Source organism: Janthinobacterium sp. Ant5-2-1 (assembly GCF_001445815.1).
In the GTDB taxonomy this organism is placed as follows: Bacteria; Pseudomonadota; Gammaproteobacteria; order Burkholderiales; family Burkholderiaceae_D; genus Janthinobacterium; species Janthinobacterium lividum_E.
In genome coordinates, this window is the sequence record NZ_LNCE01000018.1 from 88,329 (window position 1) to 106,308 (window position 17,980).

Annotated in this window: 12 protein-coding genes and 3 pseudogenes; 12 read left to right on the forward strand and 3 right to left on the reverse strand. The window is 51.8% G+C overall.

What is annotated here, in order from left to right; genetic code table 11:
- Nucleotides 1–2,191: 2,191 nt before the first annotated feature.
- Nucleotides 2,192–3,238, forward strand: coding sequence for a ParA family protein (locus tag ASN89_RS07495; RefSeq protein ID WP_082654459.1), 1,047 nt, complete (start codon nt 2,192–2,194; stop codon nt 3,236–3,238).
- Nucleotides 3,235–4,236 (forward strand): ParB/RepB/Spo0J family partition protein, encoded by a 1,002-nt coding sequence (locus ASN89_RS07500; protein ID WP_058048844.1) that lies wholly within the window; start codon nt 3,235–3,237, stop codon nt 4,234–4,236. The genes ASN89_RS07495 and ASN89_RS07500 overlap by 4 nt, the downstream gene beginning before the upstream one ends.
- 704 nt (nt 4,237–4,940) lie before the next feature.
- Here ASN89_RS07500 and ASN89_RS28630 read toward each other — a convergent pair.
- Nucleotides 4,941–5,084, reverse strand: a pseudogene (locus ASN89_RS28630) (winged helix-turn-helix transcriptional regulator); the annotation flags it as partial.
- Nucleotides 5,085–7,861: 2,777 nt separating this feature from the next.
- Between ASN89_RS28630 and ASN89_RS07505 the strand changes: the two are divergent.
- The 5 genes from ASN89_RS07505 (at nt 7,862) to ASN89_RS07520 (ending at nt 11,623) form a co-directional block, all read left to right on the forward strand.
- Nucleotides 7,862–8,479 carry a hypothetical protein gene (locus tag ASN89_RS07505; protein WP_152988501.1) on the forward strand — a complete coding sequence of 206 codons (618 nt, stop codon included), beginning with the start codon at nt 7,862–7,864 and terminating at the stop codon, nt 8,477–8,479.
- Between the two features lie 10 nt (nt 8,480–8,489).
- Complete coding sequence (locus tag ASN89_RS07510) at nt 8,490–8,747, forward strand: clostripain-related cysteine peptidase (RefSeq protein WP_161911756.1); 258 nt, start codon at nt 8,490–8,492, stop codon at nt 8,745–8,747.
- Between the two features lie 531 nt (nt 8,748–9,278).
- A complete protein-coding gene (locus ASN89_RS28635; protein ID WP_152988502.1) occupies nt 9,279–9,656 on the forward strand; it encodes a hypothetical protein in 378 nt (125 codons plus the stop codon).
- Nucleotides 9,657–10,167: 511 nt separating this feature from the next.
- A complete protein-coding gene (locus ASN89_RS07515; protein ID WP_058048847.1) occupies nt 10,168–10,809 on the forward strand; it encodes a hypothetical protein in 642 nt (213 codons plus the stop codon).
- Between the two features lie 64 nt (nt 10,810–10,873).
- On the forward strand, nt 10,874–11,623 hold the full coding sequence (locus ASN89_RS07520; protein ID WP_058048848.1) for a hypothetical protein: 750 nt from the start codon (nt 10,874–10,876) through the stop codon (nt 11,621–11,623).
- A gap of 1,354 nt (nt 11,624–12,977) precedes the next feature.
- On the opposite strand, the gene ASN89_RS07525 is transcribed toward ASN89_RS07520, so the two are convergent.
- Complete coding sequence (locus tag ASN89_RS07525) at nt 12,978–13,724, reverse strand: hypothetical protein (protein ID WP_058048849.1); 747 nt, start codon at nt 13,722–13,724, stop codon at nt 12,978–12,980.
- Between the two features lie 62 nt (nt 13,725–13,786).
- Here ASN89_RS07525 and ASN89_RS07530 point away from each other — a divergent pair, with 62 nt between their 5' ends.
- The 5 genes and pseudogenes from ASN89_RS07530 to ASN89_RS28110 form a co-directional block, all read left to right on the forward strand.
- Nucleotides 13,787–14,005, forward strand: coding sequence for a hypothetical protein (locus ASN89_RS07530; protein ID WP_058048850.1), 219 nt, complete (start codon nt 13,787–13,789; stop codon nt 14,003–14,005).
- The gene (locus tag ASN89_RS28980; RefSeq protein WP_058048851.1) at nt 14,002–14,484 is read left to right on the forward strand and encodes a hypothetical protein; all 483 of its coding nucleotides are present in this window, start codon (nt 14,002–14,004) and stop codon (nt 14,482–14,484) included. Before ASN89_RS07530 ends, ASN89_RS28980 begins: the two co-directional genes overlap by 4 nt.
- Nucleotides 14,378–15,244: a tyrosine-type recombinase/integrase gene (locus ASN89_RS07540; protein WP_161911757.1), complete on the forward strand. Its 867-nt coding sequence runs from the start codon at nt 14,378–14,380 to the stop codon at nt 15,242–15,244. The genes ASN89_RS28980 and ASN89_RS07540 overlap by 107 nt, the downstream gene beginning before the upstream one ends.
- Nucleotides 15,245–15,632: 388 nt before the next feature.
- Nucleotides 15,633–16,096, forward strand: a pseudogene (locus ASN89_RS29440) (transposase); the annotation flags it as partial.
- Nucleotides 16,069–16,524 (forward strand): annotated as a pseudogene (locus ASN89_RS28110) (Tn3 family transposase); the annotation flags it as partial. The pseudogenes ASN89_RS29440 and ASN89_RS28110, both read left to right, overlap by 28 nt.
- A gap of 119 nt (nt 16,525–16,643) precedes the next feature.
- Here ASN89_RS28110 and ASN89_RS28640 read toward each other — a convergent pair.
- On the reverse strand, nt 16,644–16,958 hold the full coding sequence (locus ASN89_RS28640) for a hypothetical protein (RefSeq protein ID WP_152988504.1): 315 nt from the start codon (nt 16,956–16,958) through the stop codon (nt 16,644–16,646).
- Nucleotides 16,959–17,980: the final 1,022 nt, after the last annotated feature.

Here is a 17,980-nt window from a genome sequence, read left to right on the forward strand (position 1 = left end):
TCATCGAGAAAGCATGCCTTCACATGCCCATACTCGCCTTTACATGGTGCGAACTATAACGCGAATTAACTCACCTTTGCATCCTCGCACAGGAAATTTCACCAAAATAAGTGATTTTTTTTTGAAAAATAATTCACCTTAAAACTAGCCCACATGCTGCGGACATGACCCGTTGACTAACAAGCTCCCTGTGCAAGCTCACCTGATATCACAGCCACATAAAACAAGCATCTGACACCAGAGCCGCATGGCTGGCTGTGTCCAGTACTATTACATCGACAAGCACACCGAACCCGCAAGCTACCCAATGCTACGCAACTTCGTAGATAACGTCCTTCAGGCTCCCTGTAGAATCTCACCTATCGACGCTGCAGGCGCCTCGCAGTACCCTCAACAACATACCACTCGTCCAAATTGACCTATTTCGCATAAAAAACAGCACCTGAAGACCATAGCACGTCAACACGCCGCCACAAATATCCTGCACTACCAAAAGCACTCCCCGTGAAAGCTCCCACAAGAGACATCACCAAGCGATACCAACGCCTCTACGGCAATCAAATCTACTCCCTGTAAAACCTCCCCAAAAGACTAATAGCCCGCAGATGTCACAACGCAAGGCCAACACTGGCCGCAAGGACACGACAAAAAAGCAGAAAAAAGCAGCCTAAACTCATACAACACGTCACCTGCCTCTACACGAAGCATCGCCTGATGGAAAAAAGTTATCCACATCTCCCCTTAAACACTGTCTCTGTGAAAGCTCACCTTGATGACCTTCAGTCACCGTATCCCCTCCCCTCAGTACCCGTACATTCTCACCATAAAAACATTCACTCCCTGCCACAACTCACCGAACTCCCCGTACAACCTCCCCGCTGTTCCCGGCCAAGCTCACCGAATCCCCCGGGAAACCGCATGAATGCTCGGTCTACGCGAGCTTAATTTGTATTTAAGGTTTTAAAAGGGTTCTTTATCAAAAAACCTCTCAAGCAAAAAAATAACCCAATGAAGGTTTGACGCAAAATCCAGTGCCCTAGAATAAGAATATTTTAGTAAAAAAATAATATTTTTCACTTGCCAAATGATAACTACACCGTTTCATGAAGAAAATCAGTCATACAATCCAAGCAAACATACTAACTTTACAAGTATATTGTGAGCAATATAACGTCTTTAAAGTAAGATTGCCTGATGACAACTTCATGATACTGAACAGTTTTCAACTTAATGAAGCGAACTAAGCACCACCTTACTATTCAGAAAAATGTTTCACTAACAAATGATAGATCGACAGCAATCGCCTCGATCATTGTTCCTGTAGAAGCTCACCATAGGCAAATAGCAAAAAAAAGATAATCATTAGGTTGACAAATAGGTATCGTTTTTTACAGAGATGCGTACTTTTTATTTATTCATTAAGCAATTGATTAACAAATAAACAAAAACACGCGACAAATAAACATCAGTTCCTGTAAAAGCTCCTATTTAGTCACTTTGGATTTCCGGTGCAGAATACATTCATGCGTAAGGTTCATATTCTCATCGACTCCCTAACGCATGCGACACACTAAAGGTGAGGAATTACAGGGAGTGTACTTCAATATTTTTCTAGATAGTTCCTATGAGTTGCATATTGCAACTTATATACTGGCTAGATGTTTATATCATCATATTTCGAACCAATTTATACACGCAAACCAATTCAACAGTGACTCACACGCATACTTTTTCTTCCAATCCAAGCATGTGCACTCACATGATTAGATGTTCCTGTAAAAGCTCACTTATTAACAGCCTCAAATCCCGATGCTCCCTGTAAAAGTGCCCTCGTGTATAGGAGGATCAAGAGGCCACGCATTGAATAATTGAAATACTAATGCATCTGCTGCCGCTGGCTCCCTGTTAAGGCTCACCTATGATGCACCTTCATCCTCTCCACGTGGTTTATTGAAATTACAGCAATAAAATTACATACTTTGTACAGCGATAATTCCTTCATACGTCCGATCCTCAAATTTTGCCTTGATACATCCCTGAAAATCACATCCGGGCTTTTGAAAGAGACTATTCTTTTTAACTTGTCGATAGACTTTATTTTCGTCAATCTCCCTTTATTTGGAAAAGTTCGATTGAAAAGTACATTGAAAACCGCTATCATCATGGAAATAATCATCACCACAGGATCCACATGCGCGCATTTGAAGGTGTAAAGCAGAAACTAGCGATGGAATTGAGCGGCTTCACCGGTACGCCAAAAACGTTTCGCACACGGTATCGTGAACAAGCAGATAACAAACACAAGCTCTACAGTGCCGCTGAAATCCGCGCTATCCGTTTCGGACTTCTTAATATTCCTCCAGATACCAAACGCCCTTTGACACTGCCACCAGTGATCGACACACGCATGGCAAAGGGCGGCGTCGGCAAGACTACCATTTGCGGTAACGTCGCCAGCTGCATCGCCTTGTCAGGCTACCGCGTGCTGCTAATTGATGGTGATCCACAGTCTTCGCTGACGAGCCTGTACGGCATCAACTGGCTTGACGAGGAAATTACGCACATTGGCGAGCTGATGAAACGCACCTCGCAAGGGCAGCGTGCGCACCCAGAAAAGGCGATTCGCTCGATCTATCCTGATGGCATGCTGGATCTGATCCCAAGCGACATCACCATGGTCGACGAATCTTGGCTGATGGGCGCCATGAACAGGGAGCAGGCTTTTACACGCTTGCTAGAGGCGGAGATCGAGTTTTTCAGCCAGTACGACGTCATCATCATTGATTCCGCACCAGGAACATCCGTCCTGGCCACAACGTTCATGGTGGCCTGCAAGACCCTACTGACCGTGGTGACGGCGGAAGGACAGGCCATTGCTGCACTCGACGTACTCGCATCCAACGTACAGGAAATCAATGCTGCTTTTGGGCGGCAAGGGATTCATTTGGACGTCCACATTGTGGTGAACCAGTTCAATACGTCGAAAACACCGCACCAGTACCAGCTATCAAAACTGCTGCCGAAATTTCCTGGCAAGATTAACGACACCATCATCCGTGATTTTGTCGGCTTCCTGCGTGAGTCCGATCCAGACAACATCAGCAGCAATGGCCCTGTGCTGGAAAAAGAACCCAATAGCGGGGGCGCACGCGACATCATCGACTTAACCAAGTCGCTTATCAAACTATACGGTCTACGCTTGGCTGGTACGACATTACCAGGGCAGGAAAAATTATGAGCAGAAAACCATTGAAAGTATCCGGCCTGATTCAGTCTGGTCGTCTGGTGCCGCAGGCCGGCATCACCGCATCGACTGCATTTGATACGCCAGCAGAGGTCTCAGCGGCAGATATTCGCCAGGATCAACCAGCTGAGTCAGCGCTTACCGTCCAATCACCGATTGCACCAACGATCGTCGTTCCCATCGACACGCTTGGCATCGAAAAACTCATCGATCTTGATCTGCTCGATGACAGTCCATTTCAAACCCGGCTGAAATACGATCCGGTGCGTATCGATGAGATTTCGCAATCGTTCTTGAGCGCGGGTCAAAGCACGCCAATTACGGCACGCCAGATGCCTAACGGGCGCTACGAGATTATCAAAGGACAGACCCGCAAGAAGGCTGCCATCAACATCGGCTGGAAACAGGCACGCGTACTGGTTGTTTCACGAACAGATCGTGAAGCCGAGTTGGACGTCATGGTGGACAACACAGGTACGCCCCCAACCGAGTATGAAGAAGCACTTATGTTCCGCAAAGCCATGAGCAAGGAATATGCAACCACGCAAAAGGCCGTGGCAGCGATGTTCCTGTGTTCGCAGGCGAAGGTCTCCAATGGCCTGGCGATGTTGAATCTGCCTGCCGAAGTACTCAGCCTGCTGGATGAAGAGCCGGGCCTATTTGGCGCCCATGCAGCTAAGGTGATCAATTCGTTATGGGAAACTTATCCTACCCACCACCACGTGATCATGAAGGCTATCCAGCGCCTCAAGGAAGGTGGGGATCAGGGATCGATACAAATGTGGGTCACACAACAGATTAACGCCGCCAGCCGCCCTCCGCGGACCCAGAAGCATCTGATCCCTTCTTCGTCAGGCGCGCCACGGTATTTGACACAGGCGAAGGACCGCGACATCATCGTGCGAATTTCGGACCGGTCGATCGATGCTGCAATGGTGCACCAAAAAATTAATGAAATGCTAAGAAAAATGGCGGACGAGGTAACGGAATAATTGAATTAACTTAATAAAATCAAATATTTACGCAATATTACTGAGTAATAACCTGATTTATCAAACACCAAAAAGCCTGGGAATATTCAGGCTTTTTTTTTCAATTTTTATTTCTATTAAGATAGTCGAATGATATACGATCCCCAAAAAAAATGTGCATCTTCGATTTATCCCTGGGTGCGAACTATCTACGCATATCTTTCCGTTTTTCGAGCGCGGTGAAATCACCTAATACTGATGAAGTAATGGCCGTCCCCCATTCAGATCCCCTTCGATTACGTACTCTACGTCAATGATCCATCATCTCAGAGTGACCGTTGCGACACTATGGAAAGATCAGTTTTCTCGTTTTAGCAGCTCCATACCATGCAAGCTAATTATGGTAAGTTTCAGCTGCCTGCAGGAGCAATATGAATTGGACGATACGCATAAAACGTCCTGCTTCACTTGTTGCACCTTCTCATCCAGAAAAGAAAGACTATCCATGAGGCAAAAGGTGAGATCGTACGGGGACTATCTTTCATAATAATTTCTCTGGTATCTCGCTCTATGAAATTCACCGTATTAAGTGTGCGTCGATCATAGAATTCATAGACCTGCGTCAAATTGCGCTGCTGCTTACGCGGCTCAGTCATCACGGCCTTGAACTACCCGGATAGCTACACCGAGTATTTGTCCAATCCGCTAACTGAGCGTCACTCCGCATAGGAGGGCTCAGGGGTTTCCGATCGCAGATAGCGTCGGACGGTATTGCGTGAGATATCAAGTCGCCTGGCGATTTCTCGTATTAGGATCTGGTCACGAAGGTACCAGCGTCGAATGATACCGAGTAGAGCCACGTAGATCACTCCGATCTCCTACTGATAGTCAGGTGGAATTGTGCTACTAACGGGGGGCAGATTCGTTACAAATTCGTGGGGAAAGTGGGGGAATTTTCAGTGTAACTTAACATACAGCTATCATCTGTATTTTAGATGAGTACCGCGCCATGTCATGAATTAGTGTTGGTAGTATTCTCTTACACTGGTCGGAGACGGGAAATTGTTTTGTCGGCTAGCGATCAGCTGCACTGTGAGTGATTAGGTGGCATGCACTACTAGTGCCTTTATCCACTGCTAGTGTTTCCTGTTCTCATACGTCTTTAGCCCATTCAGTGTGATAGACGTTTCTCTCCCCAGCCCGTTTCATGCCTCTTAGGGTGAAGATGATTGGACGTTTTTTGAAAATTGTTGTATTGCAAATTTTGCTAGTTGTTCGCGCGTATGTCCGCAGATGTATTCTCCAAAGCCAACCTTTGCTGATTAAAAAGGGAGCTTGTACAGGGAGATAGATTACAGATACTAAGCGCATCTAACAATTGCCGAAGATATGCATTGCTCGGGAAGTCTATTTGGCCTCGTATGATTGTGAAATCGAGAGACTTCAGCTAATGCATTACATGAACGTGCACAGAGACTGGAGCTGTACATGGGTCTATCTAGTTAGCTGCAGTACGTATCTGGCCAAGATGGCCAAAACTATTCCTAACGCCTAATAAAGATTACAACCGAGAAGTAGTGCAATAAGTGGGAGGCTAGCTGAGAAACTGGTCTCTGAACATGTGCGTAATCACTTGCATTATGTAGGAGCAGCGATAGCAACAACAGTGTGCTTCCTCATTGCGTTTCACAGCGTAGATTTCTGTTCAACAACCAATTACCTTGCTCGTCGTATTACTCAGTAATACTGCATAACTCATTGATTCTATTAGAATTATGAAGGATGGTTGCTTACGAAATGATCGGGGTATAAGATCTGTAGCTGCTGTGAAGTTAGCCTGCCCTCTCTACAACACCACAATGTCGGGACACCGGCATGACAAATCGAGTCCTACGAGCACTTGTGTCGGCGAGTAAGAGCGAACTTCGTGTGGACCAGCCCCGGTAGGCTAAGCTAGATTGGGATGTTCCTCTGATCGGTTGCAAGGCAACCGTTACCTTTCCAGGTGGTGCCGAACGTGCTGATAGTGGCACCGGCTGCGCTTGCGTGACTATTGCCGGATACGCGACTGATCGCCATACCTCCGGATAACGCTGATAGGCGCATCGCGACAGCTAAGGTAAAGCGAAATGGCAACCATAATGCACCGTGCCCAAGCCCCTTAAGGATCTACCGACTGATACGTGATTCCTATGCGTCGCAATGGAGTTAGGCAAATCATTGGTGTGATCAATGCCTGAGCGTGAGGATAGCACCTATTAGCCCGTAGCGAAATGGCGCAATTAAGTTGTCCGCAAAGCCAGACGGTCACGGACATGCTCCGAAAATCATCGCGCAGTGCGGCAGGCGTCTTCGACGTTTAAGACAGGGACGTTGTCTACGTTCGAAGGTATTAAACTTTACAATACGCAAAAAGAAGGCTTACCTACCTCAATAGACTCGGACGACTATTTAATACCGTAGCGTAGGACAGCCCATGACTAGTGTTTGCCATATGGGGCTGTCGCGTATTCTAGATCATCACTACCGCGTTTATATAAAAATATGCATTAAATCAAAGAGTTATATTATATTACTGAGTAATATTAGCGCTCGGCGTAGTCTGGTACCTGTGCAACTGAATGTGTGGGAACCTTCGCTTACCTTGAAAACCCATGAAAGGAGAGTAATGCCACCATCAAAGAAGAACCATGCGTTTTGCTCGGGCATCGTCTTAGCGGCGCGTTGAAGGGGCAGCAGCTACTAATAAGAAAGACATATTTCTAGAAGGACTGACGTGGTTAGAAAAATACTCATGCAGATAAAACAGCGAAGCGATACAGCTAGATCATGCGATGTTTTTTCATCCTTCTCACACGTTCATTCTTTTAGAAAAAAACACTGCACGACAAGCAGAAGTAGACCACGCTTTTGTTCAACTGCAGCATAACGCCAGCCATGCTTGACTCAGGAGTGAGGTGCTCAGAAAGGTTATGAATGCAGTCTGACCTCAGAAGCGAGTATGTAATTGACTACTCCGCTGACAGAAAGCCTGCAGCTGGTATCGTCTGCTAACCATATAGGGTTGCGTCACGTTGACTGCGAACGGACGCTGACCAGAAGCTAGGCCCATGCACTATCGCAGGCCAAGCATTAAGCAACACGGTAGGCTGTCGGTGAAGGTAGGCAAGCATCTCGATGTTTTCGCATCGCCTATCTAATTTCTTTTGGAGGTGGTAATTGCATTCCCAGTTGAAAAGTTTGACAGGCCCAGCTGCTTGGCCGGGTCATCCGCAGTGTGCTACGAGGCATCCGCCGCCACGGTTCACCATCATCTTGGCGCCATCGTGTACCCGTTGCGCATAACGCTGAGTTTGCGCATGGGTAGCGAGTGCGCTACGAGCGCATGGCTCGCACGGCGCCGGCTGTACCAGCGTTCGCTGAAAGACAGTCTTTTGGGACCACGGGTTTTGGCAGAGACCTGATGGCTCCCCGCTTTGTTGAGTATGTACGCTGTCCGCATTTCTTCGTGATTGGGAGATGGTCCATCATGCGCAGATGAGAGCCAGTTTTATTGCACTCATTGGCGATGGAGACCTAAATTGTCGCCAAATTATTGATAGATATTAAATTATTTTCGATTGTCTAATTTTGTGTTTATATATGCATGATGATTGATTTACTGATCATCCGCTCGGCATGCAAACGTCCAGGAGAATTGAACATGCAGCCTGACCGCCGTGCCTCATTAAAAGCGCTTGCAGTGTTGAGTGGTCTTTCTATGCTGCCTATACCCTTGAGCGTCACCCCATTGCCTACTACACCTGAATGGCTGATTCTGGTGTATATGAACGGCAAGAATAGCCTTGCAGCGGACGCGATAGATGACTTCATGGAAATGTCCGCAATCGGCTCATCCAAGGCGATGTCGATCATTGTGCAATTGCGGATCGATGATCCGTCGTGTAATCCGTCGACCTACGATGGCTGGTCGGGCATAAAACGCCATCTCATCAATAAGGTTACGCGGCCCATCGTTAAAAAGGTGCTGGTGCACGTTGGTGGTGCGCGCATCTCGACGGCGGATATAGGAGTAATCGCGACGCTCGATGACTCCATTGCATGGGGAACGGCGAAATATCCTGCGGAAAAAAAAGATTCTCGGCATCTGGAATCATGGATAGGGGGCGCCTCGTCACCACGCCAGAAACACGCATCCTCCCCGTGCCGACGGGCAATCTGCGTGTCGCCCCCAGGGGCGTTCGGGGCAACCAATCTACGGTAACTATCGTTTGGTGTCATCCGATGACGATCATCGCTCCATTCTCGATAACAAGGAGATCCAAAATTGCCTGGAAAAAGGGCAACAAAAAAATGTCAGATTTGACATTGTTGCGTACTATGCGTGTCTGATGGCGATGGTGGAGACCGCCTACTCTTTGCGAAAAGTGACGGACTTTCTGGCGGCCAGCCAAGAGCTTAAACTTGGCGCGGGTTGGGACCATGCGCTGGTATTGAAAAAACATGCGGACAATCCCGGGGCCGACCCGTAAGCGTTTGCGAAAATGATCGTCGCGAGCTTTCGGGAGAAATATCGCGATGTCGACCACACCACCCTGTCGGCGGTGCGCTTGGTAACTATCGTGAATATCTGTGGTGGCATTAGCTGTACGGCAGACGCGTTACGCGCCAACGCCGATGTGACTTTCTCCGAGCTGCGTTCGGTCCGACCGGCTTATTGGGATTCGCCGATCATGAAAAGCTTGGATTTACGGTCGATTGTGAGCCCTTGTTTGCACGTCTTGCCAACGTTACCCAAAATACAGACATTTGACGATAGGCGCGCGCCGTGGCCGATCAGATGCACCAGGCGACCATAGAGAATTATGCATCCGTGGAACCGGCTGCATGTTCTCCACGTGCACTTACGCTGTACTTTCCCAAAACACGCAGCGACTTTAACAGGGATTTCGACCGGCTCGGCTACTTGCGGTCCAATACACTGCATCCCGTCGATTTTGTGGTGGATGTCAATTGGTCGTTGCTCCTGCGGGATTTCCTGGCATTACCGGCCTGAGGCAATCATGCAACGAGCCAAAAACATCCAGCGTCTTGCGCCGCTCTTGCTGTTGCATGCTTGCGTACTGGTACAGGCCGCACCGTGCACCATTGCCGATCCGATCCAGACTCAGCTGTTGTCTGGCGGCTTCACCGAACTCGCCAACCTGCAGGAAACGCCGGCCCCGGCGGACCGTTCAACAGGCGCCAGTGCCACGTACCTTGGGGGGGACGGAAGTACTGGTGACCGTAAGCCTCAGCCATCCATTTCCGGCCGGATAAGGACATGTCCGCGCCAACGGCCCCAATCAGTGCGCCCACCAATCGATGGTTTTGGCCTGCGTATGGACGTCACGTCCGATGATCAACGAGATCTGGCCATGGCATGCGTGTTAGTGGTGTAGGTGGGCAAAAATGACCAATAGATCATCCGGCTCTCATTGAGGCAATCGGCGCACCGTTTTAATGTCCTAGTAACGCCAACTCACCCCTTTTCCGGGTGGCACGAGCATCAATATTTACGCCGAGACTCAGATCGAGCGGGCGGCAGCATTGTTCCCCCCTGTGTGCCGTGATATCGGCTCGGCAGCCCTACGAGACTAATTCACGTTGACACCCATGGCCAAAACTATCATGGACAAGCATGGCACCTGCAGTCAGCGTCTGCACGTTGTCAGTGCCGATGAAATTGCCATGCGATTCACGCAGGATGACAGGCCTTCCTGCAAGACAGCACTCGTCATCGGGTTCAAGGATCCACTGCATTATTTGCCATTTGCTTCACTATGCTAGGCTGAGTTTGTGCCAATACCTGCCAGCCGCACCGTCCATCTACTGGCGGGTGTTCACCCCTCCATACCCGTGCTCGGCAGTGCTCGGCGGCCCCTCTGGGCGGTCGATCCTGATTGCAAAACGATGTCAGGGGAGGTCGAGGTTGAATTGTTCGAGGTCGGCGTGGCGGCACAGCTGAGCCGCGCGGATGATCGGCCTGCCACCAGCGTGTATGGCGCTTCTATTGTCGTCGATGATTTGTGCCTGGCGTGCTTCAGCGACGCGGAGTCGTTCGTTGCACTCCGCGCAGTACGACGCCACCTCGGCACAGGAGTGGTCAACAAGTCTTACATTGAAATGAGTGTCCTACAACCCGATCAACCGCTGGCGCCGGAGCAAGTCGAATTGGCCGAGCTGGCGGCAATGAATTCACTTTCCACCTGGTATTCGGCGTGCCTCTTGTGCGGGCGCCGCGGCCTTGCGCTCATACGCGTCAACCAGGCGTTGTTTGCACCGAGCATCCTGGTCGAAGAACTCGCCGGTACGCGTGTCGCGGGCATGTCGGTACCGCAAGTCATACGGAACCAAATGGATCAAGTAATAGGGCGCTGGGACGAAAACATCACTGCGGCATTAGGTGGCCGCGTTCCAGCATTTCTTCGGCTTAATCCTACCGATATCGGTAGGCTGTGCAAAAGCGCTTTGCTCGTTGAGCTGCTCGGCCCCGATGCGCGCTGTGTCGAGGCGCCCATGCTTCCTCGCATGGGCACATTTACCTATCGTTAAAGCGTCTGATGGAATGGAGAAAACCAGGAAAGATAGTGGAACGAAGCGTTATATGTACTGAGTCATGCCGATGCTGATCATGTTGCTCTATTTTGCCGGAAACCTAGCGTTCGCGGCCACCGATCCGACTGTGCTGGCGCAGCAGATCAAGGAGGCCGAGGCGGACGCCGCAGTGTATATGGCGCAGAAGGCCGCGTCGGAGGCTCGCAAAGCCAAGGAGGAGGCGGATACTGCCGCGATTGAAGCGGAAAATGGCAGGGCAACCCAGATGGCCAGCCAGCAGTTGGCGCTGCAAACTGCCGCCGTAGCACTCGACAAGGCCAAAAACGAGGTGCTTGCCAGCCGCGTGAATACGATTCAGAATGCGGTGTCGCTGAATGGATTGAATGAAATAAAGCGTGATGCAGTGCCACCCAAGAGCAACGTTGGAGAGTTCCAGAACGCAGCGGAACAGACGGCAACCTTCGCAGCGCAGATTGCCCCACGGGTGACAGCAACCGCAGTTGCCGGGGCCATCCGCATGGAGGCACAGTCCGGAGGCAACCTGCAACCAGTCTCGTTCGTGGATTTGGGGAAGGCATCGATTGATTTTGGTGCTATGGCATTTGCAACCAGTAATGAACAGGCGGATGTCAGTATCGTGTTGGCACTTGGTAAAGTCGACACCGAGATTGAAAACGCGGAAACGAACCTCGCCAAACTGAAAGTGCAACTGGGCACGGCGCAGGCGGAGAAGTCGTCGGTTGTAAGCCGCATTGCGCACTTGATAGCCAGGATGGTAGCAATGGAGGGGGGGCATCCAGAAGGCCCGTGATTTCCAGGCTAGTCTTGTAGAAGTGAAGGTTGCTGGCACGTCGTCTGCCCTTGCCAAGTAATTGCCTGTCGATAGAACGATCGGTCGTCGTGCAAATCGGTGTGTGTTGTGGCTAGGAATTTCGACCCAAGCATTTGCAACCGACATCAGAGCCATGCAGCCAGCGTTTTCAAAGCAAAAAACGTATATCCGTAGCGCACGCGCGCTCAGTGATGCAGATGGCGCCCGGCAGGATGGCGGAATCCTGGCATTGAGCACGCCATGGACGCAGGCGGATCCCGACATCAAGTGAGCGCGTCGTATCGTCTTTTAATGCCATATCTATCGAATCTGGATAATTTTCGAAGTGGACAAGCTTGCTTTCATTGCAGTGCAATGGCCCGTGAGGCGCATGGAAGACGAGAAGGTTGAACACTCTAATTCACTTTGTCGCATATTACTGTAACACGGACAGGAGGCGATTGGGGAGGGGCTGTGGTTCTTGCAGTGTTCGTTGTGTAAATGGCAGACCCAGCCCTTCCTATTGTCCGATACGCCAACCCAGTCAGGTGCTGGACCTTGATCGTCTCGTTGGTGACAACTGCATCGGTTTATGCTGGTTAGCGATTGTCAAAGACGACCTCGGAAAGGTTCAGGATAACAAGCACGGGAAATTGGAGCCGGCTGCTCTCGCTAGCAGTTTTCAATACGACTATGCCGTTGACCTTAAAGATGTTTCAACGTGCAGATGTTCTGGCCATCAAGTAAAACCTGCCCAGCATTGCGGTTTTAGCGGCCGATGGCTCCTCGATCACGCCTATTTTCTCGATGCGTACGGCGATAGGAAATGGTGGCAGGTTGAGTTGGCGACGGTATAGGCCCTGTCTAGCATACATAAGCAATGCATCGTCGACTGCGGCGTTGTGATGCGTCACAGACCGTATCTTGAGTTGTTTTGACGGTTGTAGCAATCAAAAATCTTGTAATGCCGTCAAACTCTGGTACCCAGCAGAGTTGGGACATGCACCACCAGGAGGAGGGACGTCGCGTAGCGCTAGGCGCCACGCTGGACGGCTATCCCTTGGCGTGCTGACGGAATCTGTGCCCAGGCATTACTTCCTTCACCGTTGTGCAATTCGGCTTGCCTTCCAGCGCGCCAGTCCTGCTCTCCTTGCATCCCGTCGCGATGTCATGGCGGTATGTGTCACCCACCTGGGATTTTAGCGCGAAAACATGGCGTCTGTACATCTAGCTGAGCTCGAACTTAGACATATTTTCCGCCCACGCACGACAAACGGAACTAGCTTCAATTAGTTTACTTAATCGCTGCTAAGTAAACTAGATTATATTTACTGGTATCTTTATACCGATTATACTACCTGTCACGCGGTGCTCCGGCGCCCGCCTTGAGTCCGCCCAGTACCTGCGACGCCCGCCAGCTCTGCCGCCACTGCCCACATACCCCGACGAGGAAGCGCATGATGTTGTCCGATGTCCCTTTGAAGTCATTGCCGCTGGCGCACGCAGGCCGTGCGACACTGTCGGTTCGCACGCAGGCTAATGGCAAGCTGTTGCACCGCTTCTTCAACCATGGAGGCATGCTATAAGCCGCCCATCCTTCAGCCTGGCCGATGACGAGGCGCGCACTTTGCTGGCCTTGCTGCCCGCCATTGTGACCCGCCACGCCAGCGATCTGCGCAATCACCGCCCCTTCGTACGCGACTTCGTCGAGGCAGTGCACAGCGCCACCGGCCGTATTATGATCCAGATGTCTACCGGCGCCTGCTAGCAGCGTATGCACGGAGCGCCGGCCTTCGACGACCACCCTGGCGGCCGAAAAGACTTCCCTGGAGCAGCGGCTGGCGTTGGTTCCCGCCGTTGCGCAGTCACTGGCAAGGCAAGGGAGGGTAGTGGACCACTGGCCGAGCTGTTGCGCCAGGTAGTGAAGGATGCACTGGCTGGCAGCGAGCGTGATCAGGATGGCACCGAAGCGCTGCTGCAGCAGCACCGTGCGCATGCCGATTATCTGCGCGAACGGTTGGACGGTGTCGAAGCGGAGCTGGCCAGTGCGCGAGAAACGGCTGCCCCCCTGGCAACGCAGCTGCAGGTGGTGCAGAGCCAAGCTGCCTTTTTTTCCAAAAACAGCTCGCTCTGGTCCAGGCCGCGGTCGCCACGCAGGCGCAGGTGAACGAGCAGTTGCCCCAGGCGCTACAGGACATGCGCCAGTTTGCTTTGCGGGCGATGGATGAGGTCCGCGGCGAGACCCGCGCGGTCAAAGAGAACAATGCCTATCTGGTGCAGCAGCTGAAGGATCAGGAGGCGACGCTGGACACGTTCCGCCAGATCGCCTACCGGCATGGCGTGCCGATTCCCGGCCATCGCAATGGCGGGCTCGTCCGATGAGCGATCTGGCCAGCTATGTATCACAGGACGCGCTGGCGCCCGCGCACATGTTTGGCAATGTCAGTGACGACTGGGCAGCAGCGGAGATCTGGCTGGGCGAGATGGCCGATAACAGCCGTAACAGTTCCCGCGAGACGCTGGCGACGTACCGGTTTCACCTGGCCAAGCTGAGCTGGTACTGTGAGCAAATCGCCTGTCTTCCGCCGTCGCGCTGGACGATTCCCGACGTCAAGGCTTTTCGGGACTTTTTAAGCGCGCTGCCGGCGCGGGCCATTTCGGCGCGCGATGCGCGCGCCGGCGACAGGGGCTACACGCCGTTCCGCAAGCAGCCGTCGCCAAGCAGCCAGGCCGATATCATGCGGTGTGCGCGCGATGTTCACGGCCTTCCATGGCACCGGCTACCTGCGCGTCACCCCCATGATATTGACCCGCACACCGAAACCGCGGCGGCTGGACACAAGCCGGTCGATTGCGCCTGACATCTATGACCTAGTGCTGGGCGTGATGGAACGCCAGCGAGACGAGGGACAGGTGGCATATCAGCGGCATCTACGCGACCGTTTTGTCTTGGTTTTCCTGCGCGAAACGGGCCTACGCGCGTCGGAACTGGTGGGGGCAAGCATGGGGGCCGTGTATGCGCTCAGCGATCCGGAAGCGGGTAAAACCTACTGGGTGGTGCGCGTTGACGAGGAGGATGCCAAAGGCGCCAGTGAACGTTCTATTCCACTCACGCGTGTGGCGATGGATGCATTGATCGGCTACCGGCTAGGGTTTGGGTTGCCGGCGTTACCCGCTCCGAACGAAGTGCAGCCCATCTTGCTGTCGCGGCGTACCCGGTCGTTGTCGATCAACGCGCGCGCCGTCAAGGGCGCAGCCGACCGGCGCTTCTTTGGCGCCTGGGGCAGCGTCACCACGCGGCAGGGACTCTACAAGATTGTCAAGGGCCGGATTACGGATGCCGCGCAGGTGCTGCAGCGCGACGGCCTGCACGATGCCGCAGCCGAATTGTTGAAAGCCTCGCCGCACTGGCTGCGGCATACCTTCGCCAAGGCGACCCTGTTGCACGGGCATAGTGGGGTGGATGTTGCCGCGGCGCTGGGTCATGCCAGCGGCGACACCACCATGATCTATACGGAGCAGGGCGCACTGGATCAAATCAGGGCGTGGGAGCGGCGCCGGCGGGGAGTATTGGCCGAAGTCGAACCGGTGTCCATACCCGCTGGCGCTGGCTGGTCCTAATGCGTGCGGCGGTAGAAACCTGTCTTCCGGGCGTGAGGGATTGCCTGTGTGTCGCCTGTCACCAGATGGCGGGGGATACTGTCCGTTGTTTCGCCCCCTGACGGTACGGCGCATGATTTTCTTTGCGGGTGCGTCTGTTGTAGCTACTTCTTCCACTGCTTGTAGCATAACGGGAATGGGTGTCTCATCCAGCAATGCCATCAGGTGTGGCAGGTATTCTTCTGGTGCTTGGCCGGAACGCAGTATCCATGCAAGTCGGTCTGGAGTGACAAGGAGGCGGCAGCTGTAACGACCTGCATTTGAAACTGGCCGGACCAGCATTCCTGTAGTGGTTTAATGTATCCAGACACTGATTTAGGCGAAAATGCTCGCCATAGAGAGGTGTTTGATGAGCAAGCAAAGACGTACGTCTTCCCCTGAGTTCAAACAGCAGGCGGCATGCCTAGTACTAGATCAAGGATATAGCCATACGGAGGTAAGCCGGTCGGTCGGCATCGGCGAATCAGTGCTGCGCCGCTGGTTGCAGCAGCTTCAGTTGGAGCGGCAAGGCATCACGCCACAGAGTAAAGCAATGACGCCGGATCAGCAGCGAATACAGGAACACGAAGCACGCATTGAGCGTCTCGAGCGGGAGAAGTCCATTTTAAAAAAGGCTACCGCGCTCTTGATGTCGGAAGGGATCGAACGTACGAGGTAATCGATCAGATTTGTGACGACGAATCAATTAAGTGGATCTGCGCTGTGTTCGACGTAGCGCGGTCATGCCTGTATGCGCATCGGGAGCGCGTCCGGCACATTGATGTTGAGCGCATGGCATTGCGTAGCCGCGCCAGAACGGTCTGGCGATCAAGCTGCATAAACTGAGCCGCATCGAGTCCACGCTGTTCATTCTGGACTGGCTCCAAAGCGTCGAGCTACGCCGGCGCGTCCATGCCGAATTGAAGAAAGGGGAGGCGCGCAACGCGCTGGCCCGGGTAGTGGTCATCCACCGGCTGGGCGAAATTCGGGGCTGAAGCTTTGAACAGCAGAGATATCGCGCCAGCGGCCTGAATCTGGTGACGTGGGCCATTGTGCTCTGGAACACCGTGTACCTGGAGCGGGCCACGCAGGCCTTGCACGAGTCAGGCAAGCTGCCTAAGGACGATATGCTGCAATACCTGTCGCCCTTGAGCGGGGAACACATCAATCTGACCGGGGATAACGTCTGGCGACAGAATTGGAAGGCCGACGATGGACAATTTCGGCCATTGGGTTGCGCAACAACGAGTGAATTGGCTTAGCGCCCGATTTTTTCTGAATCCTGTGTTCTCCCCATTGAACGCTCACTTACCGATACATCTTCTCTTTTGCTGCGCTTGCCGAGTACGCGTAGCGTTGAGACAGTTGGCGTTCACAGGTTTTATTTTGGATCTGCACGCCTCCTGCCAGCGGACTCGTTGGATGGTAGTCCTGAGCCGTTGCGCAGGAGAATGGCGACAAACGCAGAACGACCTTGTGCATTTTCAGCGATCCTGGTCCATTGCGATAATTGATCGATTAGCCGGTCCCACCGGTCCTTATCAAGAATTTTTTCAATGTGGCGGGCCCGGACTTCTTCTGTAACTGGCGGACCAACAACGGCCACCCAGCGATTACCTCCTGCATGTAGTACGCGGACGTGATAGTTGAACGCGGCTCGAAGAATCACCGCCTGCTTCTGTGTATTGGCGGTCATCGGTTCCAGCGTAAACGGGGTTCAATATTCCGTAAAGCGTACTGCTCTCTTGCCGACGAAAGCGGGCGAGGTATCAATCAGAAATTCATTCTAGGCGTTGCACTCATCGACCAACAAGCAAGGCATCGGTTGCATGAGATCATGATAGCCTCGGAAAAAAGCATTCAATTTCCTTCCGATACGCGCAAAGAATGCGTCCTGCCGCCGAAACGTGCAAAGTAAGCCTCATGGTCTGCGTGTCGACATTTGCCTCAATAAAGTAGAATTTGTGACTTTAATTGAAGCCAGTCAAGTAGTTGCATGCGTTTAGAAGGGTGAAGTGCGCCAACAATGCTAACCGGGAAGCCTAGATTGGTTGGCGTAGAAAAGATGGGGCAGGTGATTGCTCAGCAAAGCAGGGGGTTGGTAGGCACTTTGTTAGTCTTCTGCCGGCACGTAATGATACAACCAGCGTGTCTGATACCGATATGGGGATTCAATCTCCACCACGTTAGACCTATTAGTTTAATAAGACTAATCAGGTCGACAATCTGGACAATGTCTTCATAGTGCCATACTGCAGCAGCTTTTGGCTACAGTCCTTGGGAAACCGTTTATCTAGGCTACACCGCTGTGGTAGGGTCCACAAGGGAGGCGTTTTGCAAAGGCGCCTATACCACTGAGTAACAATCGTCGCAACAGTGCACGCCTAACTTAATCTCCGAAAAGCATTCCATACGCGAGCAGATATTCATTGGCTACATTTCATTCTTTACAACAATAGTGACCTGATAAAAAAATAACGATTTCTTGAGCGAATGCTCACAAGAAATTTTCTTTATGGAAATATTTATCTAACCCTCTTTAGAAGGGGGTAAGTATAACGTCGATACTGATGAAATGGATGAATAAAAAATATATAGAAAAATTAACATCAGAGCGACTAACTGAGCAGCATAGCACCTTTATCATCATCTCATACCGCCGAAATAGTAATCAAATGTAAAATCACCCAAAAAAAACCAGTTTCAACTTCTCCGTTA